This is a genomic window from Cellulomonas sp. PS-H5, assembly GCF_019265565.1.
Lineage (GTDB): Bacteria > Actinomycetota > Actinomycetes > Actinomycetales > Cellulomonadaceae > Cellulomonas.
Genome location: NZ_JAHVCI010000011.1, coordinates 17,672 through 43,526, shown reverse-complemented (window position 1 = coordinate 43,526; position 25,855 = coordinate 17,672). Strand labels below are relative to the sequence as shown.

Genomic DNA, 25,855 nt, shown 5'->3' with positions numbered 1-25,855 from the left:
CACGACGCGGCGGAGGCATTCTCGCTCCGCCTCCCGACGCACCGCAGCCTCAGGAGGACCAGTGACCGAAGGCGTCAGCAGGCGCACCGTCTTGAAGGCCGCGATCGGCGGCGGCGTCCTCGCCCCGCTGCTGTCCGCGTGCGGCGCGCTGACCCCCGCCTCGAGCGGCCCCCGGTCGATCTCGGTGCACACCCAGCTCAGCGGCGCCGTCGCCGGCGCGCAGGTGTTCGCCCAGGTCGTCGCCGACTACCAGCGGCGCACGGGTCGGACCGTGGCGCAGCTCAAGAACGGCTCGGACCTGCCCATCGTGTTCGAGACCAGCACGCTCGCCGGCAAGGAGGCCGACGTCGCGGTCGTCAACATGATGGGCCGCACCCTCGGCTGGACCGGCGCCGGCGCCACGATCCCGGTGGAGGACCTGCTCGACGCCTGGGGCCTGCGGGACAAGATCATCCCCGAGGCCGTGCAGGAGTGGACCGACGAGGACGGGCACCTCCGGGCGTTCCCGTTCACCCGGACCAACTGGCCGGTGTCGTTCAACACCGCGCTGCTCGAGGAGGCCGGCGTCGGCATCCCGACCACCTCCGACGAGCTGATCGCGGCCGCGGACGCCCTGCGGTCGAAGGGCATCGGGCCGGTGACGGTCGGCGGCTCGGACTGGAGCGGCCAGAAGCTGTTCCTGCAGATCCTCCAGGGTTTCGTGACGCAGCAGGAGGCGCGCACCGTCTTCTCGACCGGGAGGCTGTCCGAGAGCCCGGGCGCGATCGCCGGGGTCCGGCACTTCGTGGAGCTGCGGGACGCGGGCGTGTTCGTCGACGACGTCCAGGGCTTCACCTCGGACTCGGAGCTCACGCAGTTCAACACCCGCAAGGCCGCCGTCGTCCCCGCGATGTCGTCGGCCCTGGCGCTGGTGCCCGCCGAGCGGGCGGCCGAGGTCACCGTCGGCGGCTGGCCCGTGCCGTCGGGCGGCGGCGTGATCGAGCGGCCCAGCGTGATCCGCTCGTTCAACGGGCACGGCATCTGGATCAGCGAGAACGGCCGGGAGAAGCTCGACCTCATCGAGCCGTTCGTCAAGGAGCTCTACTCCGACGCCGTCACCGACGCGTTCATCCTCGGCTCCGGCCGGGACATGAACCGGGTCACCGACACCGTCAGCCGGGATTTCCCCCTGGTCGCGCAGGCGTCGCGCCTCACCGACGAGGACGTCACGCCCGTCATGCTCCCCGACCTGCTCATCCCCGACTCCGTGTTCGAGCCGATGATCCGCGTGACCGCGATGGCCTACGGGTCCGCGGGCGCCGACCAGATCGTCGACGCCTTCGAGAAGTCCTACGCCTCGGCGGCCTGACCGCCGGCGCCCGGAAGGGATCCCCCCATGACCGCAGTCGTCGACGCCGTCCGCACCGCGCCGCCCGGCTCCCCCGCACCCGCCCGCCGCCGCGGCGGCCGCACGCTCCGCGACCGGTTCCCGGGCCTCGCCCTGCCCGCCCTGGTCTGGTACGCGGTGTTCATGATCGGCCCGGTGGTGGCGATGCTGGTCATCGCCTTCCTGTCCTGGCCGGGCATGCTCGTCACGCCGTCCTGGACCGGGCTGGACAACTTCCGCGCTGTGCTCGCCGACGCGACCTTCTGGGCCGCGGTGCAGAACTCCGCCGTCCAGATCGTCGTCGGGCTGCCGATCATGATCGTGCTGGCGTTCCTGCTGGCGTTCTACGTCGTGCAGAAGCCCCGCGGCCACCAGGTGCTCCGGTACCTGCTGTTCATCCCCGCGCTGATCTCCGCGCCGGCCACCGCCATGGTGTTCTACGCGATGCTCAACCCCGACGGCCTGGTCAACGGCGTGCTCCGGCCGCTCGGCCTGGAGGGCACCGCCTGGCTCGCCGACCCCGCCACCGCGCTGGGCGCGATCATCGCCGTCGAGCTGTGGAGCGGCATCGGCTACTCCGCCGTGCTCATCGCGGCCCGCCTCGACGGCGTCGACGGCGAGGTCGTCCAGGCCGCGCGCATCGACGGCGCCGGCGACTGGCGGATCGCGTGGCAGATGTACTGGCCCATCGCCCGGGAGTTCATCGGCGTCGTCACGATGCTGCAGTTCCTGTCGATGCTGTTCAACTCCGCGCAGAACGTGCTGCTGCTGACCCAGGGCGGCCCCGGGACGTCGACGACGACGCTCGCGTACCTCATCTACCAGAAGGCCTTCGTGGAGGCGGACCTCGGCTACAGCCAGGCGGTCGGCGTGATCCTCTTCGTCCTCGGCCTCGTGGGCATGGGCGCCATCCGCCGCGTGCTGCGCGCCACCCACTGACCCCGCCGAAGGAGACCGCCATGGCCCGGCGCACCGCCGCCCTCCCCCTGCGTGAGCGCATCGGCTCGATCACGAGCGGCACGCTCGCGTGGCTCTACGCCGCCCTGCTGCTCGTCCCGCTGTTCTACTTCGTCGTCTCCGCGTTCAAGACGAACGAGCAGATCTTCGAGCAGCCGCTCGCGCTCCCCACCTCGTGGGACCTGTTGAACTTCACGACCGCGATCCGGCAGGCCGACCTCGGCCTCGCCGTCGCCAACTCGGCGATCACGACGGTCGCCGCCCTCGCCCTCACGCTGCTGCTCGCGCTGCCGGCGTCGTTCGCGCTGGCCCGGTCCCGCGGCCGCGCCGGCCGGGTGGTCGAGGGCGTGTTCGCGCTCGGCTTCCTCATCCCGTCGTTCGCCGCGCTGTTCCCGACCTTCCTGCTGGCGGCGGCGCTCGGGCTGTTCCACACCCGGACGTTCGTCGTCTTCCTGCTGCCCGCCACGGCACTGCCGCTGTCGGTCGTCATCCTGACGTCGTTCATGCGGACCATCCCGCGGGAGCTCGAGGAGGCCGCCTCCATGGACGGCGCGTCCTCGCTCCAGGTGCTCCGCCAGGTCTACCTGCCGATCTGCGTGCCGGGCATCGCGACCGTGCTGCTGCTCAACTTCCTGTCGTTCTGGAACGCGTACCTGTACCCGCTGATCCTCATCGGGCCGGACACCGCCCAGCGCACCATCCAGGTGGCCCTGCCGACGCTCAAGGTCGACGCCGGCACCGACTACGGCGTGCTGATGGCCGGCACGCTGTTCACGCTGCTGCCCGTGTACCTCGTGTACTCGCTGCTGCAGAAGCAGATGCAGCGCGCGCTGCTCTCGGGGGCGGTGAAGGGATGACGGCGACCGCCCCCGTCGCCGCGGCGGCGCTGCCGCTGCGCACCCGGATCGGCCAGGTCAACCAGCGGCTCAAGGGCTGGGAGGCCGTGCGCTGGGTCGACGGCGCCCCGCGGGTCACCGACGTCCTGCGCCGCGAGGTCGACCGGTGGGGCGGGCTCGGCGCGCTGTACGGCGTGCTCCGGGCCGACCCGTGGTCGGCGGTGCGGTGGTCGGACGGGATCCCGCCCGAGCGCAGCGCCGAGGCGTACGCCGCCGTCCAGGAGCACGTGACCCGGTACGGCGACGGCCTGCCCGTGCTGTTCGTCGAGGAGGCGCCGCACGGCCTGATGGCGCTCGGCGGCACGACGCTGCCGGTCAACCTCGCGCTGGGGGCCGGGATGGACGAGGCGCTGACCGAGGAGCTCGGCGCGCTCGTGGCCGCCGAGGCCCGGGCGCGCGGCACGCACGTCGCGCTGGTGTCCGGGCTGGACGTGCTGCGCGACCCGCGGTGGGGCCGCGCCGAGGAGTGCTTCTCCGAGGACCCGGCGCTGGCCGCGCTGCTGGTGGCGGCGACCGTGCGCGGGATGCAGGGCTCCGCGTCCCCGGGCGCACCGATCGGCGGCGCGCACGTGGCCGTCGTCGCCAAGCACCTGGCCGGCCAGGGCGCCGGCATCGGCGGCCGGAACGGCTCCGGCGCGCCGATCGGCCCGCGCGAGCTCGGCGAGATCCACCTGCGCCCGGCGCACGCCGCGGCCGGCGCCGGCGTCGCGGGGTTCATGGCCGCGTACAACGACATCGACGGCGTCCCGTGCAGCGCCAACCGCGACCTGCTGACCGGGACGATCCGCGACCGCTGGGGCTGGGACGGGCTGGTCATGGCCGACGGCACCGCGATCGACCGGCTACGGGACAGCGCGCCCGACCCGGCGGCCGCGGCGGCGCTCGCGCTGGGGGCCGGGGTCGACCTGAGCCTGTGGGACGAGGCGTTCACCCACGTCGAGGAGGCGCTGGACCGCGGGCTGGTCGGCGAGGACGTGCTGGACCGGGCGGTGGACCGGGTGCTGGACCTGAAGCGGCGGCTGGGGCTGCTCGGGAACGCGGCGCCGGCGCCGGGGGACGCGTCGGCAGCAGCGGCGGCGCGGGACGTCGCCGCCCTCACCGCCCGCGCCGCCCGGCAGTCCGTCGTGCTCGTGCGCGACGCCGGCGTGCTCCCGCTGCCCGCCGGCGCCACGGTCGCGGTCGTCGGCCCCAACGCGGACGACCTCGACGCCCAGCTCGGCGACTACACCCCGCCGCGCCCGCCGGACGACCCCGACGCGTCCACCGTGCTGTCGGCGCTGGCGGACCGGCTCGGCGCCGCACGGGTGCGGTACGCGCCGGGCAGCCGCCTGCGGGGGCCGCTCGACGACCCGGACGCCCTCGACGCCGTGTCGCGGGTGTGCGCCGCCGCCGACCTCGCCGTCGTGGTGCTCGGCGGCAGCAGCCGGCGGAGCTACGAGGACGAGTTCGCCGCGAACGGGGCCGTCGACGGCCCGGCGCCCGACACCACGAACGGCGAGGGCGTCGACCTGTCGTCGGTCGCGCTGCCGGAGGCGCAGCTCGCGGTCGCGCGCGCGGCCCGGGCGGCGGGGCGGCCCGTGGTCGGTGTCGTCGTGGACGGGCGCCCTCGAGTGCTGTCCGCGCTCGACCCGCTGGTGGACGCGCTGCTCGTCGTGCCGTTCCCCGGGCCGGCCGGCGGCGACGCGGTGTCCGAGGCGCTCCTCGCCGGCACCGCCCCCGGGCGGCTGCCCGCGACCTTCCCGGCGGCCGACGGCGTGTTCCCGGTCGCGCACGACGAGCGGGCCGAGACCGCCCGCGGGTACGCCGACAGCCGGGCGCTGCGTGCGCTGCCGCTGGGCACGGCGCACGCCCCTGGCCTGACGGCGACGCTGCGTCCGGATGCCGGTGCGTCGGTCGCGGCCTCGGCGCTGGCCGCCGGCGCCGCGGTCGAGGTCACGGTCGACGTCCGCAACGACGGCCCGACCGCGCTCGACGTCCCGGTCCCGCTGTACGGCCGGCGCCGCGAGCGCGGGGTCCGGCCTCGGCGGCGCGGCCTGCTGGGCGTCCGGCGCGCGCGCCTCGCCCCGGGTGAGACGGTGGTCCTGACCTACCCGCTCGGCCTGGACGCCCTCGGCTCCTGGGCGACCGGCGAGCCCGTCGCCCTGCCGGTGGCCGTGGCCGTCTGGTGCACCCCGGACGCCGACGAGCCCGAGGGCGCCGCCGTCGTGCGGGTCACCGACGACGAGGGGACGACGCCGTGGGAGCGGTGACCACCGGGCTGGACCCGGCGATCGAGGCCGTGCTGGCCGACGCGGCGGAGCGGGTGCGCGCGGTCGCGGGCGACCGCGTGGGCGCCATGGTCGGCGACGCGCTGCGCCGGACCCTGACCGGCACGATCACGGTCGGGGCGGACGGCAGCGCCTTCGTCATCACCGGCGACATCCCCGCGATGTGGCTGCGCGACTCCACCACCCAGCTCACCCCGTACCTGCGGTTCCTCGCGGGGTGCCCGCCGCTCGCCGACCTGGTCGCCGCCGTCGTCCGCCGGCAGCTCGCCTGCCTGGACCACGACCCCTACGCCAACGCGTTCAACGACGGCCCGACCGGCGCGCACTACGACCCCGAGGACGTCTGCGACGACCCGCACGTGTGGGAGCAGAAGTACGAGGTCGACTCCCTGGCCTACCCCGTGACCCTGGCGCACCGGCTGTGGCGGTCGACAGGACGGACGGACGTGTTCGACGACCGCGCGCTGCGCGTGCTGCGGACCGTGGTCCGCCAGCTCCGCGCCGAGCAGCGGCACGACGACTCGCCCTACCGGTTCTCCCGGTCGACGACGATCCCGACCGAGACGCTGGCACGGGACGGGCGCGGCACCCCCGTCGGGTACACCGGCATGACGTGGAGCGGCTTCCGGCCCTCCGACGACGCCTGCACCTACGGCTACAACGTGCCCGCGAACCTGTTCGCCGCGCAGGCGCTGCTGGCGGTCGCGGAGATCGCGGCGGACGTCTACCGCGACCCGGTCCTCGCGGCCGAGGCGCGGGGGCTGTCCCGCGAGCTCGTGGCCGGCGTCGCGGAGCACGGAGTCGTCCCCGACCCCGGCGGCCCGGTCTACGCCTACGAGGTCGACGGGCTCGGCGGCGTGCTGTGCATGGACGACGCCAACACGCCGTCCCTGCTGTCCCTGCCGCTCATCGCGCCCGACGTGCTCGACCACGGCGTCTACGAGCGGACCCGGCGGTTCGTCCTCAGCCCGGCCAACCCGTACTGGTTCGAGGGCACGGTGGCGCGGGGCGTCGGCAGCCCGCACACGAAGCCCGGCCGCGTGTGGCCGATCGCGCTCGCCGTGGAAGGCTTGACCGGCACCCCCGGTGACCGCGAGCGCCTCCTCCGCCTGATCGCCGACACCGACGGGGGCACCGGGCGGGTGCACGAGAGCCTCGACCCGTCCGACCCGACGCAGTTCTCGCGCCCGTGGTTCTCGTGGGCCGACTCGATGTTCTGCGAGCTCGCTCTCGCCGTGGTGGACGACGCCGCGGCGGGTGACGCACCGCACGACCCCCGCACGACAGGAGATCCCGCATGACCGGCAAGACCGCGGTGTCCACCACGGACGCCCCCGCCCCCGCGCACACGTTCCACCAGGGCGTCCGCACCGGCCCGTTCGTCCAGGTCTCCGGCCAGGGCCCGGTCGACCCCGCCACCGGCGAGTACCTGTTCCCGGGCGACGTCGCCGCGCAGACCACGCGGACGCTGGAGAACGTGCGGGCGATCGTCGAGGCGTGCGGCGCGACGTTCGACGACGTCGTCATGCTGCGCGTCTACCTCACGACCCGCGACGACTTCGCCGCGATGAACGACGCCTACGGCGAGTTCGTCACCCGGTACAGCACGCGCGGCGTGCTGCCGGCGCGGACGACCGTGATGGTCGGGCTGCCCCGCGAGGAGATGCTGGTGGAGATCGACGCGTTCGCGGTCGTCGCGGGCTGATCGCCCGCCGCGGGCACCCGGCCGGGGGGGGCGACCCCCGGCCGGGACCGGCCTCAGCCCTCCTCGGCGACGCGGACGAGCATCTTCCCGGTGTTCGCCCCGCGCATCATGTCGAGGAACGCGTCGACGGCGTTCTCGATCCCGTCGACGATCGTCTCGTCGTAGGCGATCTGCCCGGCGCCGAGCCAGCCGGCCATCTTCTCGGAGAACTCCGGGGCGAGGTGCACGTACCCGGCGAGCGTGAAGCCCTTCAGGGTGAGCCCGCGCGTGATGACGTTCGCCATGTTGTCCGGCCCGGCCGGCTTCTCGGTGGCGTTGTACCCGGCGATCGCGCCGCACAGGGCCACCCGCCCGCCGGGGTTCATCACGTCGAGGGCCGCCTCCAGGTGGTCGCCGCCGACGTTGTCGAAGAACACGTCCACGCCCTCGGGGGCGAGCGCGGCGAGCTGCTCCCGCACCGGGGCGTCCTTGTAGTTGAACGCCGCGTCGTAGCCGTACTTGCCGGTCAGCAGCGCGACCTTCTCGGCCGAGCCGGCGGACCCGATGACGCGCTTCGCCCCGAGGAGCCGCGCGATCTGCCCGGCGGCGGTGCCGACGGCGCCGGCCGCCCCGGAGACGAACACGGTGTCCCCCTCGCGCATCCCGGCGATCGCCGTCAGACCCACGTACCCGGTGAGGCCGGTCATGCCGAGGATGCCCAGGCGCACCGAGAGCGGCACACCGGGCAGCTCCGGGACGAGCCGGAAGGCCGCGCGGTCCGCCTGGGCGACGTCGCGCCAGCCGAGCTCGTGCTGCACCAGCGACCCGACCGGCACGTCGTCGGCGGCGGACTCGACCACGTGGCCGATGGCGCCGCCGGTCATCGTCTCGCCCAGCGCGAACGGGGGGGTGTAGCTCTTGACGTCGTTCATCCGGCCCCGCATGTACGGGTCGACCGAGAGGAAGGCGTTGCGGACGCGCACCTGCCCGGGCTCGAGGTCGCCGTACTCGACCGTCACGGTGCGGAAGTCGTCGTGGGTCGGCCACCCCTGCGGACGCGCGACGAGCTGGATCTGGGTGCTGGTGGTGCGGGACATGCATCTCCTCGTCCCGACGACGCCGGGACCTCTGGTTTTTGGACTGACCGGTCCACTATATGCTGGAGGCCTCGGTCCGCACACCGGAGGGATCCCATGGGGCGCAACCAGGCGTTCGACACCGCGGAGGCGGTCCGCGCCGCGAGGGCGGTGTTCTGGGAGCGCGGGTACGAGGCCACGGCGCTGCCCGACCTGGAGCGGGCGACCGGCCTCAGCCGGTCGAGCATCTACCACGCCTTCACGTCCAAGCGCGGACTGTTCGACGCCGCCGTCGACAGCTACCTGGACGAGGTCATCCGGCCACGCCTGCGCCCGCTCGTCGGGGACGACGTCGCCCCCGACGCGCTGGACGACTACCTGCTCGGGCTCCGCGACGCCCTGCTGCGCGGTGGCACGCTCCCGGCGACCAGCGGCTGCCTGCTGGTCAACTCGGCCAACGCGCCGATCGGGCACGAGGACGGCGTCGCCGCGGTCGTCGAGGCGTACGCCACCGAGCTCCGCACAGCGATGGCCGCGGGCGTCCGGGCTCGGCTCCCCCACCTGCCGGCCGACGCACGACGCACGCTGTCCGGCGTCTGCGTCGGCCTGGTGATCTCCGCGTTCGCGCTCGTCCGGGTCAACGCGCAGGAGGCGGCGCGGACCCTGGACACCGCGCGCGCGGTGCTGGCGAGCGCCGTCGCGTTCGCGGACAGGGGCGGCGGAACGGCCTGAGCCGCGCGGCGTCTCGCGCGCGCCGCCGCCAGGAGTCGCTGCGGTCCGAGCCCGACGTCGTCCTCGTCATGCTCGGGACCACCGACGCCCAGGACGTCGGCCGGGACCCGCGGCGCCCGGTGGCGCGCCGTCCCGGGCGTGCTGGATGCTCGTCCCGTGTTCGAGGGCTTCACGGTCGCGGACGTCCCGGTGGACGGTGCCGTCATCCACGTGCGGCACGGCGGGGCGGGCCGGCCCGTCCTGCTGCTCCACGGGCACCCGCGCACCGGGTCCACGTGGCACGCCGTCGCGCCGGCGCTCGTCCGCGCGGGGTTCTCGGTGGTGGTCCCGGACCTGCGCGGCTACGGACGGTCCCGCGGCCCCGCCCCCGCTGCCGACCACAGCGCGCACTCGAAGCGCGCGGTGGCGGGCGACATGGCGCAGCTCATGACCGGCCTCGGCCACGACCGGTTCTCGGTGGTGGGCCACGACCGCGGCAGCTACGTCGGCCTGCGGCTCGCGCTGGACCACGAGACCCGCGTGGACCGCGTCGTGCTGATGGACTGCCTCCCGATCAGCGAGCACCTGGACCGGGCCGACGCCCGCTTCGCCACCGCGTGGTGGCACTGGTTCTTCTTCGCCCAGCCGGAGATCCCCGAGCGGGTCATCACCGCGGACCCGGACAGCTGGTACACCGGCGACCCGGCCGTCATGGGACCGGAGAACTACGCGGAGTGGCGGTCGGCGGTGCGCGATCCCGACGTCGTGCGCGCGATGCTCGAGGACTACCGGGCCGGCATGACGATCGACCGCGAGCACGAGGAGGCCGACCGGGCGCGCGGGCACCGTGTCAGCGCACCCCTCCTCGTGCTCTGGTCGCTGCGGGACGACCTCGCCCAGCTCTACGGCGACCCGCTGACCATCTGGCGCTCGTGGGCGACGGAGGTCGAGGGCCGGGGGATCGACTCCGGCCACCACGTGGCGGAGGAGGCACCCGAGGACCTGGTCGAGGCGCTCGTGCCGTTCCTGCAGCGACGCGGGGCGGGCGGCCGCCGAGCAGGTGCAGACCTCGACTGACCCCACGGGACGCGGCCGGGGTGCACCGGGCGTCGCCCGCCGCGGTGAGCTCGCCCGGCGCTCGCCGCTCAGGCGTCGACCGCCCGGAGGAACGCCAGCACCGCGTCCGCGAGCGCCCGCGGAGCCTCGAGCGCGACGTGGTGCCCCACGTCGCCCAGGACCACCGACCGCACGTCGCCCCGCACGACCTGCTGCAAGGTCGCGGCGGTGAAGCCGCCGCCGGAGCCGCCGACCGCCAGCACCGGGACGGTGATGGGGTGCGCGGCCGCGAGCGCCCGGTTCGCGTCCCCCTCGGCGAGCACCGACCGGTAGAGCCCCGCCGCGCCGCGCCAGCCCCCGGGCCGGGCGAAGCCGCGGGCGAGCTCCGCGAGGTCGAAGTCGGTGACCGCGCCCGCGACCGCCGTCATCGCGCCGAACCACCACTCCAGCAGGGCGCGCTCCCTCCCGGCGAGGAGCAGCTCCGGCACCCCCGGCGCCACGAGCGCGCCGATGTGCCAGGACCCGCCGTGGGTGACGTCGGCGAACGCCTCGAGGCCGTACCCGGCGAGGCCCATCTCGACGGCGACCAGCGACGCCACGTCCTCGGGGTGCCGGGTCGCCAGCCGCAGGACCGTGCCGCCCGCGACGTCCTGCCCGAGCAGGTGCACGGGTCCGAGGCCGAGGTGCTGGACGAGCGCGTGCAGGTCCTCTGCGGCGACGTCGCTGGTGAACGCGTCGTCGGCGACCGCCGAGTCGCCGAAGCCGCGCAGGTCCACCGCGATCACGCGGTGCTCCGCGGCCAGCAGCGGGATGACGCGGTGGAAGGCCCACCAGGACTCGGGGAACCCGTGCACCAGCAGCACGGGCGGGCCGTCCGTGCCGGCAGTGACGTAGTGCAGCGTGGTCCCGTCGAGCTCGGCGCGGTGGTGGCGAGCCGCTGGGAGATCGGCGGGTGCGGACGTGGCGGACATGGCGCCTCCTCGGTTGACAACGTGGTTGTCATCTTCGTGATGGACAACCACGTTGTCAATGAGGCGCGCCCCGCCTAGGCTCGGGGCGTGCCCGAACCCACCCGCGGAGTCCAGCTCGCCCTCCTGCTGCTCGGCGGGTTCGAGTCGATGGTCGACGACGTCGTGGACCACCTGGCGGAGCGCGGGCACCCCGGCGTGACCGCCACGCTCGAGTTCGCGCTCGCCGCGGTCGCCGACGGCGCCGACAGCGCCGCCGCGCTCGGCCGTCGGCTCGGGACGACGAGGCAGGCGGCCGCGAAGACGGTCGCGACGCTCGAGCAGCTCGGCTACGTCGAGCGCGTCGACGACCCTGCCGACGCGCGGCTCAAGCGGCTGCGCGTCACCGCCCGCGGCGACGAGATGACGGCGATCGGGGCCGCCCGGTTCGACGTGCTCCGCGACCGGTGGGTGGCGCAGCTCGAGCCGGGCACCGCCGAGGTCGTGGAGGCGGCGCTCCGGCGGCTTCCGGGCGCACGTCCCGACCTCGCCGGCTGACGCCGCGGCGCCCACCTCCGCCGGCGGCACCGTCGCCCTCGGCGACGCGCGCTGCTCACGCGCGCCCGGACTCCTGCTCACACCACCCGCCGAGGGTGCTCCTCCCCTCGGCACAGGGTGCTCCACCGCACCGCCGCACCCCTGTGCGGCCCCGCGGCGGACGTCGCATGGAGGCGTCACCGCGACCGCAGCAGCGGATCGCGACCGCCTACCTGTGAGGAGGAACCATGTCCACCCTCGCCGTGCCCGCCGCCGCCGTGGCACTGCTGCTCTCCACTCCCACCGCGGGACTCCCCGTCGAGGAGACCCCACCGGCCGAGCCGCCCGTGGTCGGCATCGGGACGACGGCCCCGGTCGACGCCGCGTCCGCGGGGATCGAGCCCGTCGAGACCGATCCGGTCGAGAGCGAGGAGGTCGAGAGCGAGGAGGTCGAGAACGAGGTCGCCACGATCGACGTCGCCGCCGACCTCGAGGGCGAGGCCACCGACCCGGCGGTGCTGCCCGACGACCCGGCCACCATCGAGAGCACCGAGTCGGGCCCCGCCGCCACCGAGTGCGCCACCTGCGACCCCGCGGACCTGCCGAGCCCCCTGGGCGCGGCGGTCACTGACGGCTACCAGGACGACGGGCACGACCGACCGTTCTGGTGGGAGCGCGACGGCCTGCACTTCCGCGACCCGATCCCCGCCAACGGATACGTCAACATCAACGTCCCGGGGGCGAGCAACCTGAACGTCGACGTCCACCGCGACCTCGTCGGGGCGACCTTCGTGCCGTGGTCGGCGTTCGGCCTGGAACCGGGGATGTGCATCGCCTGGACCGAGTCGAACGGGTTCGACTACCACTTCGGCGAGGACAACTCCGGCCGCGGCGGCGTCGACGAGCGGGGCTGGGAGTACTGCGTGCCGGGAGACCCGAGCGAGCCGACCGAGCCGAGCGACCCGACCGAGCCCACCGACCCGAGCGACCCGACCGAGCCCACCGACCCGACCGAGCCCACCGACCCGAGCGAGCCCACCGACCCGAGCGAGCCCAGCGAGCCGAGCGAGCCGACCGACCCCTCCGGCCCGACCGAGCCCGGTGACCCGACCGAGCCCGGCGAGCCCGGCCAGTCGACCGGGCCCGAGGTGCCGACGGCGTCGGCGGCCGGCAGCACCCCCTCCGCCGCGCCCACGGCGACCCCGACCGCCGCGCGGACGACGGCCCCGGCGCTCGCCGTCACCGGCGCGGGTGCCGCAGCGTCCGCCGCGGTCGCGGGCCTGGCCGCCGTGGCGGGTGCCGCGCTGAAGTCGGTCTCCGGGATTCGTCGGCACCGTTGATGCCGAGGCGTCGCCGACCCGGCACCGGGTCCACCCGGTGCCGGGTCCGGCGGCGAGTCCCCTCGGACCGCGACCGATGTAGGTCCCGGCTGGAAGTTGCGGCGGTCGCCCCGCTGACCTGCGGGTCTTCCCTCGTTCCGAACGTCGTTGCGGTGCTCGTTCCGCGCGCACGTTGTGAAACGCGCATACGTCGCCTCAGGACGAGACCGCGCGACGCCAGCCGCGGCACGCATGACGCAGCCTCAGAACATTAGGGGCGAGATGCTCGCCGCAGCCAGCGTCCCGGTCCTGGAGCCTACGAAAAGGCGCCCCATCAACTCGACCCGGCCCCCAAGCCCTGCCGGAACTAGACCCGCACCCTCGCCCAAGCGCCTGAGGCGACGCTGGGCCAAGCATCAAGTCGCGTGAGGACGGGCCTCACGGATCGAGTGGTGCTCAGGTTGTCGAACGCCCACCTCTCGCGAGTTCTGTGACCAGCTGGGATTTGCGGCGGCTAGCGAACCTACCCTGCGCCATCCCGGAGAAGAAATCCCACGCGTTGACGCGGTGGAGTACAAAACGCATCTCCTCCTGCCTGCGCGCGGGCAGGGAATCCAGCCAGTCCAGGGCTTGGTCGGCAGGAGCGAACTGCCCAATTCCGGATATGGCACCCAGTACCGACTCTGCCAATTCGGTTCCCTCAGTACGGTCAATCGAGTAATGCAGGCGACACAGTCTCACGCCGCGAATCAGTACCGGATCCACATGCAACTGAAAAGACAGATCGCCGATATCCTCGCCGATGGTCTCGCAGACCCGGGTAAATAGGTCAACCGCGATATCAGGAGATCGCTCGTATAAAGCGTCGATCTCCGAGAACAGCACAGGCGCCATCTCTCGCGCCGCGTCCAAGACGTCCTCGGGATGCCGGACGAGATGGTTGCCCAGGTCTTCGAATCGTCCATCGGTGATCATCTTGCGCGGGTCGTCAGCCGTCGCCGAGACCGCTGCTTTGCACGCGTCCACGAACTCGTCAAGATTAGAGAACCGGTAGTTTGGCCTCGGTGAAGTCGCCCTGGCCAACGGCCCTGCGAAGGCGTGTCCCGCGAGGCTAGAGGGTGCGAAGTCCCATGGATCGACCCCCGTCACTAGCCACGCGACGATTAGACCAGCCGAATAAACGTCGGCACGGGGGGTGACATCATGTGCGTCACGGTGTTGCTCGGGCGCTGCCCACCACTCAGTGCCGAGCAGAGAGCCGGCGCGCGTGATCTGCGCAGTCGTTGCACCCGCAGCATTTCTAACGATCCCAAAGTCCGAGACAACCCATCCATTGCCCGCCGGCGTTTCCAGCCTCAGTATGTTCGCGGGCTTGAGATCGCGATGCACTTCACCCCGGGCGTGCGGCTCGCGAAGTGCCGCGGCCATCACGCCTAGAATTTCGAGACCCAGCTCCAACGGAGCGGGAACGTCGACGTCAGCGAGCGTCGCGGTCGCACGCGGCATGAGGTACCAGCCGAACTCCGGATCGGCTAGAACGACCGGCATCGTGCTCGACCCGGCGGCGCGACGAAGCGCCTCGATCTCTCGCTGGAACCTCTTGGCAGACGAAACGCTACCGGTGGGTGGCAACTTCGCAGCGAGTTTCGCACCATCTGGGGCGTCGACTTCGTACACGCGCGAGTTCGACGAATTGTGAATGAGGTCACCAATTAAGTACCCGTCCGGCAACAAGAGTCGAACCCTTTCGCATTTTGCTTTCTGCTATCGGAACATCACGCTGCGCGATCTTACAACGATCAGTATCAAGCTGGTCTACAACCTGGAAGACGCTTCGGCGAGCGGGTCCTGCATCATGCTTGGGTAGTGCCGGTTCCGGGCAGTGCTCTTCGGGAGCTCCGCGGTAACGGGATCGGTCTGCGGGTCGAAACTGTGATGGACGGGTCTGGGCTCATCGAAGCCGGCGGGTCGGCACGGCGGGCGACGCCGCGCGGAACGCCGCAGTCCCCGCGGGCTGCCCGTCGTCCTAGCCAGAGCACGCCTCGAGCGCCGCCCCGCCTCGCCGCACCCAGGTCGGCGGGCTCGCGCGCCGGTTCTCGCCGAGCTGCTCGCACCGGTGCCGAGCTCGGCCCGCTCTCCGGCACCGACCTGACAGCGCAGATCCTCGAGCGCGGAGACACGCAAGTCGTTATCGCGGGACTGGCAGTGCTGTTCGGCGTGGAGTGCCCCGCTCGATTCGTGCCGGTGCTCGGCGAGGTGACGCTGACCGACGCGCTGCCGCAACACCTGGCGTGACGGCGATCCCGCCCACCTACGACTGAGGGGGCCGCTGGAATGCGCCCGCTGGGTGCAGAGCCGGTGTGTCGGAGGGGGACGCTAACGTCGCGGCACCGGCCACGAGAGGACGCGCCATGACCCCCATCGACATAACCGAGGCAGAGGCGGCGTTAGGACGCGCGGTCGCCGAGGCCGACGCAACGTTTGCGGAGTGGGTCGCACTCGAAGCTGACGCCTTCGGCGTGTGGGCTCTGGATCAGGCGAAGAAGTTCGTAACGCTGCAGCACACCCACTCCTCCGAACTCGGAGCGGATGGCATCGCGCGTTTCCGTTCCGCGGTCGAACGGTGCGTGGTCGCGCTCCAGGAGGCACTTCCGGCCGCTTACGGCGAGGGGCGCCCTCGGAACTTCACCGAGGTGCGCAGCCCTGCTAGGACCGACGCCCCCGCCCTCGTCGCCGACTTTCGGACCGAGTTCGTCGCACCGCTCGGCGAAGTGGTGGAGGGCGCCGGCTACGACATCGACCGCTGGGGCGCATTTTCCTGGTACGTCGGCGAACGCCGCGAGAGCAGCGTCCGGGGAAAGCTCTACTTCGACGGCGGCCAGGGGGATGCCACCCGTGCACTGCGCGTCTACACCACCGCTGCGGCGCGGGTGCGGACGGCACGAGCCAACGTCGCGCGCGTCCGGGAGCAGAACGCACGGCATGCAGCGGCGGCGTTGTGGGGCAACGACTGAGGTCCGCCTCGCGCGGCGACGAGACGACTGTTCACCTGTACGCCGGTTTCTACCCAGCGGTGGATGCCGCAAGCGCTAGTCTCCGGACATGCAGGAGGGCGATCTCGGCACGAAGGCCGACGAGACCGAGGACGACGAGTACGTCGTCTTCGCTGAGGCACCGCCGATGGCCGAAGAGGTCCAGGCACTGGGTCGCGAAGGAGTGGCGATCGTCAAGCGCTGGCTGGAGGCCACGACCCACATCCGGCTGAACTACGACGTGTACGACTTCGGACCCCAGTGCATGGTGCCGTACGTCGGTGGCGTCAAACGATTCGACTTAGCCGGGAGCTACACCTCGGGTGACCGTGCGCCTGTGGTGGTCGAATGCAAGAGATACAAGACCGTCGGCGGGCAGGCCGGGGAGTTCCGAGAGTTCCTGAGGATCGCGTACTCGTCGGTCCTGGCGGACATCACCCACTACACGCGTGATCGTGGCACACGGTTCATCTGGGTCACTACTCACCCGTTCAGCCAGAAGCAGTGGGCGCATCTTGAGACGCACGACTACATGCGTGCGGCGCTCGAGGAGAAGCCCGAGTACCTGGGGGGTAGCAAGATCGACGAGACCAGACTGCGTGACGTGGCGTCGCGCGTCATGGTCCTGGTCCTGAACATGAAGCAGGAGGCCCTGAGCTTGACAATCGACGAGCTGAACAAGGTTCGGACCGTGCTGGAGCGGAGCTGAGCATGGCCAACTCTGACCTAGTCGCTAGCGCGCGGGAACTTCGGGATCGCCATTCCGAGGACGGATCGAACGACGACTCGTCTGCCTACTCGGAGCGGTTGAAGGATCTGGTCCAGGATCGCCTGGTCGAGTCGAATCCGGACGCGACGGTCGAGCGGACTTCCTATTTCAACCACTCCGCAATCCCCGACTTCGTCATCACGTGGGGATCCTCTCGCTACCCGCGAGGTCTGTACCTCCGCGGTTCGTACGCGGCGATCATCGCAGCCAGCGACGTGCAGACGAATCGCCACGACGATCCGATCTTCATGTCGTTGGACGAGGCTCAGGACTTCCAGCTCGGTGGCGAGGAGTACAGCAGGTCGCGGATCAAGAGCGTCGTGGCCGAGGCGGATGCGACCCTGGTGACCGACCTCGGCGCCTTCGCCGCCGCAACCGCCCACGTGCAGACCTCCGAGCAGGCTCCGCTGCATTCGCTGGTGCGGCAGAACTTCGTGCGTGGTGGCAAGGGGTTGTTCGACGGAGAGCAGGTCGAGCAGTTCGTCAGTCAGCTCGACGGCGACGACGACCGGTCGGTTCTGGACGACATCGGCGCCTTCTTCACGGAGTCCGCGCAGGGTGAGTTCCAACGTGCAGCCGCGCTGATCGACCTTGCCCGATCTACGGAGCACATCGAATCGCTGGACATTGCCCATCTGCTGCGCGGACGACTGACTGGCGAGGAGGTCCGCACGCTCCTGCCTTGGATGCTCGCTAACAGTGTGGCACCGGTGGGAGCGCCGTTGTGGCGCCTCGTCGGCTCTCTTCTCGATCTTCGGCTCCTCGAGAGCGAGTCTTCCTCTCTGCGCGGCGTGGATCTGTCGCGCCTCATCGAGACCAATCTGGACGTCTTCGTCGCGACGAGGGCGACTGCGGGCCTGAACGTCGAAGTCGAGGACCAAGGGCTCGAGGGCGAACCTGTCCCGGGGCCGCGGTGGGAGATGGTGGATACTCGGCTCGCGCGTCTGGAACGGAGCTCCGCGGTGCGGTTTGCGCTGCTGGGGACGCGCTTGAAGCGGTCGTCATCCGGCTCGTTCAGCGCGCCACGCTGGAGCGCGATCAAGCCGCGACTGGCCGATCACACGCTCGCCCGAGCCAGCGTCTACGGGATCGACGAGGTCATCACGGTGGACTCGCGCAGAGGACGCAGCATCCTCGACTACCTGGACCAGGTGATCCCTCAGGGCTCGGCCGACGACTACTTCGTCGAGGACGTTACGGTCCGACTGGCAAACGCCAGTGCCGCGGGAGATGAGCGGGATGTCAAGGTTGACTTCACGAGCCGGCTGATCGTGACGGACGCTGCGGTAACGCTCGGCTCGATGCTCGAGCTGGTGGGCCTGCTTGGGGAGCTGAACCCCGAGTTGGATGGTGACGAGACGGCAGCTCCTGACACCGCGGAGCTCGCGGACGACGCCGACGGGGAGGAGTCTGCCGACGCGTAATGGTGACGAACGGACTACCCCGACGCCGGCCGGTCTGGTCGGCGATGAGGTCAGACGTCGTCGGTGCGGTCTTCGCGAAACGTAACGCTGGTGATCACGGCGGCGTACTCGTCCTGGTGCTAGCCGGCGTGGCGCCTCGCGGCCTGCGCTCACCTTGAGGCGAACAGCACCCTTGCCGTGTTCGTACTGGGCCTGCTCGACGGCGTCCAGCTGCAGTGGCTCCGGCGAGGACGCGGTCCATGACCCATGCGGTCGACAGCTTCCTCGACGCGGTCGACTACCCCGATCACGACCTCCCCACCACGACGGCCGGGCGTCCGCGTTCGCGCGTCCGTGGCAACTCCGCATCGGAGCGCCGGGAGGGCTTGAGCGGGGAGCCGACTCCCGAGATAGGACGTCCTGGGAAGCGGCACGCGCTAGCCACTGCTCCGACCGTGAACCCATAAGCATCGACGGCTTGAGCACCGCCGCCATCCCCTGAGCATGCCGGGTGCGGGGTGCGACGCCGCAGCGGTTCCGGGTGCCGTTCACCCGCGGCGTCAAGCTTCACCTGGGTGTAGGACGCGCGTCGGCGCGGGTCGGGCCAGCATGTGGCGCACGCGAACACCCGCTCGGCGCACGGTTCCACGCCAGGTCAAGGGCAGCATCCGGCGGACGGTGCCAAGGTGCTCCATCGCGGTCTCGTAGCTCATCGACTTCGCGCACGGCGTGCCGTGGCCGAGATGGTACTCATGCTGCTCGCGACCGGTGTGCGCGGCGACGGCCCGCTCGCCGCGCGTCTGGCGCTGCACCTCGACGAGGCGCCCTACGGCATGGTCACGAAGCTGCGCGACGCCTTCGACGTCCACCTCGCCCTGGACAACCACAAGATCCCCAAGCGGCAGCAGGAGCGCCTCCGCGAGCGTCGGCTGCTGCTCAGCAGCGCGTGCTCCGCTAGCCGCTGGGCCGGGCGGGCGCATCTCCCCGGCAGTACGGCGTGTCGGGTGTCATCACGGCGACGTCCGGCACGATGCTGCGGCTATGAGCGGCACGGACGAGGTCTCTGCCTCGCGCTTCGCGCTCCTCCTGGACACGAACGCATTCATCGCCCTCGAGCCGACATCGCCGTCGTTCCAGGCCGACCTGCCGGACGCGGCCGAACTCGTACGCCTCGCCCAACAAGGCGATCATCGGTTCTATCTCTCCGCCGGCACCACCCACGACATCGACCGAGACGCACGACCAGACCGCCGTCGCGCGAACCACGCGCTCGCCGGCAAGTACCAGCACCTCGACCCGATCAATCCGCCCACGGACCTGCTCGCGGTGCTCCGCGAAGACGCCCCGCCACCCGGACGGCACTCGAACAACGACGTCGATCTCGAGATGCTGTCTGCGGTCTGGGTCGGTGCCGTCGACTTCCTCGTCACCCAGGACAACCGACTCCGGCGCCGGGGCGTGCGTGCGGGGCTCGGCGAGCGAATCCTCACCATCGTGGAAGCGGTCGCATTCCTGCGGCGCCTCTCCCCGCGTGCCAGTACCCCTCCGCCCGCCGTCACGCCGCTCCGCACGTACAACCTCGACGTGCACGACCCGATTCTGGAGTCGCTGCGCGAGGACTACGTCGGGTTCGATGCGTGGTTCGCGGGCGTGCGGATCGCACCTGGCCGGCCGGCCTGGGTGATCGAGGTCGACGGTGGTAGCTACGGCGCGCTGATGATCGTCAAGGACGAACTGCCCGGTGCCACGGAGCTCCCCGGCAAGGTACTGAAGCTCTGCACCTTCAAGGTCGCAGCGCACGCGTACGGGCGCGCGTACGGCGAGCTGTTGCTGAAGACGTTGTTCGGGCACATTCACAACGGCGGCCACGACACCGTGTACGTCACCACCTTCCCGAAGCAGGACCGCCTGATCGAACTGCTCGAAGACTTCGGCTTCGTCCGACACAACCATCCGCAGGGTGACGACGAGGAGCTGGTCCTGGTCAAGTACCGCCGGCCGGCTGACCAGATTCTGACCGACCCCTTGGCGGCACACCGGATGCACGGACCTCCGTACGTCCACCCGGACGCCCGCGCGTTCGTCGTCCCGGTCATCCCGGTGTGGCACGACGCTCTGTTCCCCGACTTCCAGATGGGGTTCGGGTTGTGGACCGGTAGTCACGCCTACGGAAACGCGCTGCGCAAGGCGTACGTTTCGGGCTCCAGGTCACGTCTCGTGAGCGCCGGCGACACCCTGCTGCTCTACCGGTCGGAAGACCTGCAGGCGGTCACTGTCGTAGGCGTAGTGGAGGATGTGCACGTCTCAAGCGACGCAAGGACGATCCAGCGGTTCGTCGGAAGGCGCACCGTGTACACGCCGATGGACCTCGGGGTCATGGCGCTGGAACACGCCGAGCTACACGCGGTGATCTTCCGACAGGACCGGCTGCTCGATCCGCCCGTGTCACTCAAGACCCTGCGGCTCATGGGCGTGCTCAACGGCCCGCCGCAGAGCATCACCGAAGTACGTAGAGGAGGACGAACGTGGGTGCACCAGCATCTGGCCGCGTCGCAGTGATGTCGATCAAGCCGCAGTTCGCCGAGGCGATCCTCAACGGGACGAAACTCGTGGAGTTCCGCAAGCGACGCCTGGCACCGGACGTCACGACAGTCCTCATCTACGCGACGATGCCCGTCGGCCGCGTCATCGGAGCGTTCGAGGTCCACGGGTACGACGTGGCGTCCCCAACGGCCGTGTGGGAGCGGCACAAGGGTCACGCTGGCATCGCACGGTCCGGCTACCGCGCCTACTACCGAGGGTCCGAGGCCGCGGTCGGCATCCTCGTGAAGGACGCGCGCAGGCTCGCGCGCCCCCTGACGCTCAAGGAGCTGGACGCATCGTTGCCCGTGCCGCAGAGCTTCGTGTACGTCACGCTCAACCCGCATGGCCCACACGGCGACACGCAAGCGCGCCTGCACGACGAGCTCGCGACCGCGCACTGAGAACGAAAGGCGCAAGCGCGTGGATTCAGGTGAGGACATGCACGAGCTCACGACACGCTCGTGGGCAACCGAGGGGGCCACTGCAGATGGGTAAGGCTCGTCCGCAGCTGTGCCAGACCTTCCGGGCCGTCGCCAGGACTACCTTTCGCGACTACCAAGCCGGTCGCCCCGTTGGCCTGGTGCCATGGGAGACGTCCTTCACTGACGCCGCGTTGCTCCGAATCGCTACCCGGCGTCCGCGTGAAGTCCTCGCGCACCGCTTTGACGGACAGTCTGAGCGCGCAACGGGAGCCGACTGGGAGTGGTGGTTCTGCAGTCCCAGAGGATTCGCCGGCCTACGAGTACAGGCGAAGCGCATGGCTCCGAAGACGAACTCGTTTCCCGTGTCGAAGTCCGTCGATGGGGTGCAGCAGGCCGAAGTGCTCATTCGCGCCGCTCGATCCCGACGAGCGACGCCCTTCTACGTTCTGTACGGCGACAGAGTGCCAACGGCGACGCAGCCCGCAGTCGCCCCTGGACCTTGCCCACACGGGCCGTTCGACCCCACTCTCTGGGGCGCCGCACTCGTACACGCGGAAGTTGTGCACCAGCGCCTCGTCGGCCCACGCCCGCGCCGCTCGCTGCTCGCGGACGCGTGGCCTTGGCATCATCTTGTCTGCGGCTCCTGCGAAGACGACACAGTCGATGAGGCGGCCCGGCGCTTCGTGCTGGAAGACGAAGCACACCGTGCCCGCCACCTTGATCCCGATTACCAGGACATAGCGATGGAGGGCCCGATCGACCGCGCGCACTCCGCCCAGAACGCGCCTTCCGACGTGATCAGAGCGTACGAACAACGAGATCCGTCTTTGATCGAAGGTGGAGACGGGCTCGCCGGAACCGTACTTGTGCTCGACGCGGGACGGCGACGCTAGGAGACGGAGGTCTGCACTCCTCGGGGTCAGAAGCACTACGGAAGGACCTCCCGGCACCGCGGGTCGCGATCGCTCGCACATCAGTCGCTACTTCACGGTGGCCGTGGGCGTCATGCGAGCGCAGCGGTGCTGCGCTCGCTAGCTTCCTTGAGACGCACGCCGCCCGCGGACACATCACCACCAAGGCGGGACAGACGAGCGGCGAGAAGCAAGCAAGCCACCACAGCCTCGGCAGTCACGCCGCTTGGCTCAGGGCGCACCTCAAACAAGTCCGGCCACCGCGCTCCCGGGCCCGTCGCGGTTGAGCGGCGCTCACAGACCGCCGACCGTGGAGCTCCAGGCCGGAGCGCCACAACCGTCTCCGGAACGCCGCAAGGGAGCCACAATTACCCGCCGGAAACCACACCACTCAATCGGAACCTACAACCGACCTAGGCCTGCATGTCCACGAACCGCGAGTAGTGCCCCTGGAACGCCACGGTGATGACGTCGGTCGGGCCGTTACGGTGCTTGGCCACGATCAGGTCGGCCTCGCCCGCGCGCGGCGACTCCCGCTCGTACGCGTCCTCGCGGTGCAGCAGGATGACCATGTCGGCGTCCTGCTCGATGGAGCCGGACTCACGCAGGTCGGACATCGCGGGCTTCTTGTCCGTGCGCTGCTCGGGACCACGGTTCAGCTGCGACAGCGCGATGACCGGGACCTCGAGCTCCTTGGCGAGCAGCTTGAGCGCACGGGAGAACTCCGAGACCTCCTGCTGGCGCGACTCGACGCGCTTGCCGGACGACATCAGCTGCAGGTAGTCGATGATCACGAGCTTGAGGTCGTGCTTCTGCTTGAGCCGCCGGCACTTCGCCCGGATCTCCATGAGCGACATGTTGGGCGAGTCGTCGATGAACAGCGGCGCCTCGGTGAGCTTGCCCTGGATCTGGGCGAGCTTCTGCCAGTCGTCGTCGCCCATCGAGCCGTTGCGCATCTTCTGCAGGGGCACGCGGCCCTCCGCGGACAGCAGACGCATGGTGATCTCGGAGCGGCTCATCTCGAGCGAGAAGACGACGGACGCCTGCTGGTGCTTGATCGACGCCGCGCGCGCGAAGTCCAGCGCGAGCGTCGACTTGCCGATGGCGGGGCGGGCCGCGATGACGATCATCTGGCCCGGGTGCAGGCCGTTGGTCAGGCGGTCGAGGTCGGCGAAGCCGGTCGGCACCCCCACCATGCCCTCGCCGCGGTGCCCGGCGGACTCGATCTCGTCCAGGGTGCCGGCGACGACCTCGCCGAGGCGGTGGTAGTCCTCGGTGGTGCGGCGGTCGCTGACCGCGTAGACCTCGGCCTGGGCGTTGTTGACGATCTCCTCGACGTCGCCGCCGTCGGTCGCGTAGCCGAGCTGGACGATGCGGGTGCCGGCCTCGACGAGGCGGCGCAGGACGGCGCGCTCCCGGACGATGCGGGCGTAGTAGCCGGCGTTGGCCGCGGTCGGCACCATCGAGATGAGGGTGTGCAGGTAGGGCACGCCGCCCACGCGGCCGATCTCGCCGCGCTTGGTCAGCTCGTCCGCGACGGTGACGGCGTCGGCGGGCTCGCCGCGGCCGTAGAGGTCCAGGATCGCGTCGTAGATCGCCTCGTGCGCCGGGCGGTAGAAGTCGCTGCCGCGGATCTCCTCGACGACGTCCGCGATGGCGTCCTTCGAGATCATCATGCCGCCGAGCACGCTCTGCTCGGCGTCGAGGTCCTGCGGCGGGGTCCGGTCGAACGCCGCCCGGCCCTGCCCCGCGGGGGCCCCGTACTCGAGCTCCTCGATCGTCACGCTGCTGCCCGCCCCACCTTCGCTCGTCCCCCGGCGACTGCCGTCGAACACCCGTTCTAGCACCGCCCTCCGACACGTCGGCGGAGGCGGGCGACCGTGTCCGGTGCGCGCGCCGACGCGAGGTTAGGACCCCGGAGGACGGTCCGTCGAGCGAGACGTCCACAGGGGGTGGGGACAGGGTTGTGGAAGGCTGTGGACACGCACCGTGAGATGTCCACAGGTCGTGGACACAGGTGTGGATGAAGCCGGGCACGCCTGTGATCAGGGCGTTCTCACCGGCGCAAACACCGTGAACCCATGTGGACGGGAAGAAGTTGGCCGCCATTTCACGCCTCGGACAGGTGCCGTCCACCGTCGACCGCCAGATCCTCGGCCTCGCCGTGCCCGCGCTGGGCGCGCTGGTGGCCGAGCCGTTGTTCGTGCTGGTCGACTCGGCCATAGTCGGACGCCTGGGGACGACCGAGCTCGCCGGGCTGTCGCTCGCCTCGACGCTCCTGGTGACCGTCGTCGGCCTGTGCGTCTTCCTCGCGTACGCGACCACGGCGGTCGTCGCCCGGCGGCTCGGCGCGGGCGACCGCACCGGCGCGCTGCAGGTCGGCGTCGACGGGCTCTGGCTCGCGGCCGGCCTGGGCGTGGTCCTGGCGGCGGTCGCGATGCTGGTGGCTCCCTGGGCGGTCGGGGCGCTCGGCGCGACCGGGGACGTCGCGCACCAGGCCGTGCTCTACCTGCGCGCGTCCGCCCCGGGGCTGCCGGGGATGCTCGTCGTGCTCGCCGCCACCGGGGCGCTACGCGGCCTGCAGGACACGAAGACGCCCCTGGTCGTGGCCGGGGTCGGCGCGGCGGTGAACGCGGTGCTCAACGTCGCGCTCGTCTACGGCCTGCACCTCGGCATCGCCGGTTCGGGCGCCGGCACCGCCGCCACGCAGGTCGCGATGGGCGTCGCGCTCGTCGTGGTCGTGGTCCGGGGCGCGCGGGCGGCCGGGTCCTCGCTGCGGCCGGCGCCCGGTGGCATCCTCGCCGGCGTCCGCACCGGCACCCCGCTGCTGCTGCGGACCCTGTCGCTGCGCGCGGCGATCCTGCTGACCGTGTGGGTGGCCACGGGCCTCGGCCCTGTCGCCCTGGCGGGGCACCAGGTCGTCAACGCGATCTGGGGCTTCGTGGCGTTCGCCCTGGACGCGCTCGCGATCGCCGCGCAGGCGCTCATCGGCCACGCGCTCGGCGCCGGCGACACGGGGCTGGTGCGCGCGCTGCTGCGCCGGACGCTGGCCTGGGGCGTCGGCGCGGGCGTGGTGCTCGGCGTGCTGACCGGCGGGCTGGGCTGGTGGCTGTCGGCCCTGTTCACCTCGGACCCGGACGTGCGGCACGCGGTGACCCTGAGCCTGGCGGTCGCGGCGGTCCTCATGCCCATGGCCGGCTGGGTGTTCGTACTGGACGGCGTCCTCATCGGGGCCGGCGACGGCCGGTTCCTCGCCGCGGCCGGGATGGTGACGCTCGCGGTCTACGTGCCGTTCGCCCTGGCGGTGCGGGCCTGGGCGCCGGACGGCTGGGCCGGGCTGGCGTGGCTCTGGGCGGCGTTCGCGGGGGTGTTCATGCTCGCGCGGGCCGTGACGACCGGGCTGCGGGCGCGGCGGGACACGTGGATGGTCACCGGGGCCTGAGGTGCCCGGGTGGCTCGCTCCGGGTCAGCGTCCCGGGACCGCCGCCGCGAGCGCGTCCGTGACCTCGCCCAGCGCACCCGGGCGGAGCGCGTAGTAGGCCCAGACCCCGCGCTTGTCCCGGGTCACCAGGCCCGCGTCCACGAGTTGCTTCAGGTGGTGCGAGACGGTCGGCTGGGAGAGCCCGACGGGCTCGGTGAGATCGCACACGCACGCCTCTCCCCCGTCGTGCGCGGCGATGATCGACAGCAGCCGGAGCCGGGTGGGGTCGGCGAGCGCCTTCAGCCGGCGCGCGAGGTCGTGCGCGCCGACGTCGTCGAGCGCGGGTGCGCCGCCCGCGGTGCAGCAGCCGTCGGAGGCGAGCGGCAGGAGGGTGGGCGTCGCGGAGGCCATCGCCCCATCGTGCCGTAGACATCGACGACTGTCGATGGTTGACAGGGGCCGCGGCGCGCGTCACGATCGCATCGACAACCTTCGATG

Annotated in this window: 23 protein-coding genes and 1 pseudogene; 18 read left to right on the top strand and 6 right to left on the bottom strand. The window is 71.5% G+C overall.

Annotation, left to right across the window (positions count from 1 at the left end):
• Nucleotides 1-61 precede the first annotated feature (61 nt).
• From J5O08_RS06795 to J5O08_RS06770, 6 genes are read left to right on the top strand one after another with little or no spacing between them, the layout of a single operon-like run.
• Nucleotides 62-1,348, top strand: coding sequence for an ABC transporter substrate-binding protein (locus J5O08_RS06795; RefSeq protein WP_218706123.1), 1,287 nt, complete (start codon nt 62-64; stop codon nt 1,346-1,348).
• Nucleotides 1,349-1,375: 27 nt separating this feature from the next.
• Nucleotides 1,376-2,305: a carbohydrate ABC transporter permease gene (locus J5O08_RS06790; RefSeq protein ID WP_218706121.1), complete on the top strand. Its 930-nt coding sequence runs from the start codon at nt 1,376-1,378 to the stop codon at nt 2,303-2,305.
• 20 nt (nt 2,306-2,325) lie between these two features.
• On the top strand, nt 2,326-3,180 hold the full coding sequence (locus tag J5O08_RS06785) for a carbohydrate ABC transporter permease (RefSeq protein WP_218706119.1): 855 nt from the start codon (nt 2,326-2,328) through the stop codon (nt 3,178-3,180).
• On the top strand, nt 3,177-5,468 hold the full coding sequence (locus tag J5O08_RS06780) for a glycoside hydrolase family 3 protein (protein ID WP_218706118.1): 2,292 nt from the start codon (nt 3,177-3,179) through the stop codon (nt 5,466-5,468). The genes J5O08_RS06785 and J5O08_RS06780 overlap by 4 nt, the downstream gene beginning before the upstream one ends.
• A complete protein-coding gene (locus J5O08_RS06775; RefSeq protein WP_308281434.1) occupies nt 5,456-6,787 on the top strand; it encodes a glycoside hydrolase family 125 protein in 1,332 nt (443 codons plus the stop codon). Before J5O08_RS06780 ends, J5O08_RS06775 begins: the two co-directional genes overlap by 13 nt.
• Complete coding sequence (locus J5O08_RS06770; protein WP_218706116.1) at nt 6,784-7,191, top strand: RidA family protein; 408 nt, start codon at nt 6,784-6,786, stop codon at nt 7,189-7,191. Before J5O08_RS06775 ends, J5O08_RS06770 begins: the two co-directional genes overlap by 4 nt.
• Before the next feature lie 53 nt (nt 7,192-7,244).
• On the opposite strand, the gene J5O08_RS06765 is transcribed toward J5O08_RS06770, so the two are convergent.
• Nucleotides 7,245-8,267 carry an NADP-dependent oxidoreductase gene (locus tag J5O08_RS06765; RefSeq protein ID WP_218706114.1) on the bottom strand — a complete coding sequence of 341 codons (1,023 nt, stop codon included), beginning with the start codon at nt 8,265-8,267 and terminating at the stop codon, nt 7,245-7,247.
• A 96-nt stretch (nt 8,268-8,363) separates the two neighbouring features.
• Here J5O08_RS06765 and J5O08_RS06760 point away from each other — a divergent pair, with 96 nt between their 5' ends.
• Entirely contained in the window at nt 8,364-8,978 is a 615-nt protein-coding gene (locus J5O08_RS06760; RefSeq protein ID WP_218706112.1) for a TetR/AcrR family transcriptional regulator, read from the top strand.
• Between the two features lie 156 nt (nt 8,979-9,134).
• Complete coding sequence (locus J5O08_RS06755) at nt 9,135-10,034, top strand: alpha/beta fold hydrolase (protein WP_218706110.1); 900 nt, start codon at nt 9,135-9,137, stop codon at nt 10,032-10,034.
• A 68-nt stretch (nt 10,035-10,102) separates the two neighbouring features.
• Here the strand turns inward: J5O08_RS06755 and J5O08_RS06750 are convergent, their stop codons facing one another.
• Nucleotides 10,103-10,984 carry an alpha/beta hydrolase gene (locus J5O08_RS06750; RefSeq protein WP_218706109.1) on the bottom strand — a complete coding sequence of 294 codons (882 nt, stop codon included), beginning with the start codon at nt 10,982-10,984 and terminating at the stop codon, nt 10,103-10,105.
• An 87-nt stretch (nt 10,985-11,071) separates the two neighbouring features.
• On the opposite strand from J5O08_RS06750, the gene J5O08_RS06745 reads away from it, so the two are divergent.
• Both J5O08_RS06745 and J5O08_RS06740 read left to right on the top strand, forming a co-directional pair.
• Entirely contained in the window at nt 11,072-11,518 is a 447-nt protein-coding gene (locus J5O08_RS06745) for a MarR family winged helix-turn-helix transcriptional regulator (RefSeq protein ID WP_218706108.1), read from the top strand.
• A gap of 227 nt (nt 11,519-11,745) precedes the next feature.
• Nucleotides 11,746-12,837 (top strand): hypothetical protein, encoded by a 1,092-nt coding sequence (locus tag J5O08_RS06740; protein WP_218706107.1) that lies wholly within the window; start codon nt 11,746-11,748, stop codon nt 12,835-12,837.
• A 435-nt stretch (nt 12,838-13,272) separates the two neighbouring features.
• Here the strand turns inward: J5O08_RS06740 and J5O08_RS06735 are convergent, their stop codons facing one another.
• The gene (locus J5O08_RS06735; protein ID WP_218706106.1) at nt 13,273-14,493 is read right to left on the bottom strand and encodes a protein kinase; all 1,221 of its coding nucleotides are present in this window, start codon (nt 14,491-14,493) and stop codon (nt 13,273-13,275) included.
• A 734-nt stretch (nt 14,494-15,227) separates the two neighbouring features.
• Here J5O08_RS06735 and J5O08_RS06730 point away from each other — a divergent pair.
• From J5O08_RS06730 to J5O08_RS06720, 3 genes are all read left to right on the top strand, one after another.
• Nucleotides 15,228-15,830, top strand: a complete 603-nt coding sequence (locus J5O08_RS06730) for a hypothetical protein (protein WP_218706105.1) — start codon at nt 15,228-15,230, stop codon at nt 15,828-15,830.
• An 88-nt stretch (nt 15,831-15,918) separates the two neighbouring features.
• Nucleotides 15,919-16,557, top strand: a complete 639-nt coding sequence (locus tag J5O08_RS06725; RefSeq protein WP_218706104.1) for a hypothetical protein — start codon at nt 15,919-15,921, stop codon at nt 16,555-16,557.
• Nucleotides 16,558-16,559: 2 nt separating this feature from the next.
• On the top strand, nt 16,560-18,041 hold the full coding sequence (locus tag J5O08_RS06720; RefSeq protein ID WP_218706103.1) for a hypothetical protein: 1,482 nt from the start codon (nt 16,560-16,562) through the stop codon (nt 18,039-18,041).
• 539 nt (nt 18,042-18,580) lie between these two features.
• Here J5O08_RS06720 and J5O08_RS06715 read toward each other — a convergent pair.
• Nucleotides 18,581-19,000, bottom strand: coding sequence for a hypothetical protein (locus tag J5O08_RS06715; protein ID WP_218706102.1), 420 nt, complete (start codon nt 18,998-19,000; stop codon nt 18,581-18,583).
• A gap of 61 nt (nt 19,001-19,061) precedes the next feature.
• Here J5O08_RS06715 and J5O08_RS06710 point away from each other — a divergent pair, with 61 nt between their 5' ends.
• The 4 genes and pseudogenes from J5O08_RS06710 (at nt 19,062) to J5O08_RS06700 (ending at nt 21,918) form a co-directional block, all read left to right on the top strand.
• Nucleotides 19,062-20,579, top strand: a complete 1,518-nt coding sequence (locus J5O08_RS06710; protein ID WP_218706101.1) for a hypothetical protein — start codon at nt 19,062-19,064, stop codon at nt 20,577-20,579.
• Nucleotides 20,579-21,004, top strand: a complete 426-nt coding sequence (locus J5O08_RS06705) for a hypothetical protein (protein WP_218706100.1) — start codon at nt 20,579-20,581, stop codon at nt 21,002-21,004. The genes J5O08_RS06710 and J5O08_RS06705 overlap by 1 nt, the downstream gene beginning before the upstream one ends.
• Nucleotides 21,005-21,090: 86 nt before the next feature.
• Nucleotides 21,091-21,471 (top strand): annotated as a pseudogene (locus tag J5O08_RS21845) (hypothetical protein); the annotation flags it as partial.
• Nucleotides 21,472-21,585: 114 nt separating this feature from the next.
• Nucleotides 21,586-21,918: a hypothetical protein gene (locus J5O08_RS06700; protein ID WP_218706099.1), complete on the top strand. Its 333-nt coding sequence runs from the start codon at nt 21,586-21,588 to the stop codon at nt 21,916-21,918.
• Nucleotides 21,919-22,349: 431 nt separating this feature from the next.
• Here the strand turns inward: J5O08_RS06700 and dnaB are convergent, their stop codons facing one another.
• Nucleotides 22,350-23,720 carry a replicative DNA helicase gene (gene dnaB, locus J5O08_RS06695; RefSeq protein WP_218706097.1) on the bottom strand — a complete coding sequence of 457 codons (1,371 nt, stop codon included), beginning with the start codon at nt 23,718-23,720 and terminating at the stop codon, nt 22,350-22,352.
• 341 nt (nt 23,721-24,061) lie between these two features.
• Here dnaB and J5O08_RS06690 point away from each other — a divergent pair, with 341 nt between their 5' ends.
• A complete protein-coding gene (locus tag J5O08_RS06690; RefSeq protein ID WP_308281432.1) occupies nt 24,062-25,378 on the top strand; it encodes an MATE family efflux transporter in 1,317 nt (438 codons plus the stop codon).
• A 24-nt stretch (nt 25,379-25,402) separates the two neighbouring features.
• On the opposite strand, the gene J5O08_RS06685 is transcribed toward J5O08_RS06690, so the two are convergent.
• Entirely contained in the window at nt 25,403-25,768 is a 366-nt protein-coding gene (locus tag J5O08_RS06685; protein WP_218706095.1) for a metalloregulator ArsR/SmtB family transcription factor, read from the bottom strand.
• Between the last annotated feature and the right edge of the window lie 87 nt (nt 25,769-25,855).

Coding starts and splice junctions, on each gene's coding strand:
- J5O08_RS06705 (WP_218706100.1), top strand. CDS start 20,579: ATGTCGATCAAGCCGCAGTTCGCCGAGGCGATCCTCAACGGGACGAAA.
- J5O08_RS06790 (WP_218706121.1), top strand. CDS start 1,376: ATGACCGCAGTCGTCGACGCCGTCCGCACCGCGCCGCCCGGCTCCCCC.
- J5O08_RS06780 (WP_218706118.1), top strand. CDS start 3,177: ATGACGGCGACCGCCCCCGTCGCCGCGGCGGCGCTGCCGCTGCGCACC.
- J5O08_RS06730 (WP_218706105.1), top strand. CDS start 15,228: ATGACCCCCATCGACATAACCGAGGCAGAGGCGGCGTTAGGACGCGCG.
- J5O08_RS06685 (WP_218706095.1), bottom strand. CDS start 25,768: ATGGCCTCCGCGACGCCCACCCTCCTGCCGCTCGCCTCCGACGGCTGC.
- J5O08_RS06750 (WP_218706109.1), bottom strand. CDS start 10,984: ATGTCCGCCACGTCCGCACCCGCCGATCTCCCAGCGGCTCGCCACCAC.
- J5O08_RS06710 (WP_218706101.1), top strand. CDS start 19,062: ATGAGCGGCACGGACGAGGTCTCTGCCTCGCGCTTCGCGCTCCTCCTG.
- J5O08_RS06725 (WP_218706104.1), top strand. CDS start 15,919: ATGCAGGAGGGCGATCTCGGCACGAAGGCCGACGAGACCGAGGACGAC.
- J5O08_RS06720 (WP_218706103.1), top strand. CDS start 16,560: ATGGCCAACTCTGACCTAGTCGCTAGCGCGCGGGAACTTCGGGATCGC.
- J5O08_RS06715 (WP_218706102.1), bottom strand. CDS start 19,000: ATGCGCCCGCCCGGCCCAGCGGCTAGCGGAGCACGCGCTGCTGAGCAG.
- J5O08_RS06765 (WP_218706114.1), bottom strand. CDS start 8,267: ATGTCCCGCACCACCAGCACCCAGATCCAGCTCGTCGCGCGTCCGCAG.
- J5O08_RS06785 (WP_218706119.1), top strand. CDS start 2,326: ATGGCCCGGCGCACCGCCGCCCTCCCCCTGCGTGAGCGCATCGGCTCG.
- J5O08_RS06770 (WP_218706116.1), top strand. CDS start 6,784: ATGACCGGCAAGACCGCGGTGTCCACCACGGACGCCCCCGCCCCCGCG.
- J5O08_RS06760 (WP_218706112.1), top strand. CDS start 8,364: ATGGGGCGCAACCAGGCGTTCGACACCGCGGAGGCGGTCCGCGCCGCG.
- J5O08_RS06740 (WP_218706107.1), top strand. CDS start 11,746: ATGTCCACCCTCGCCGTGCCCGCCGCCGCCGTGGCACTGCTGCTCTCC.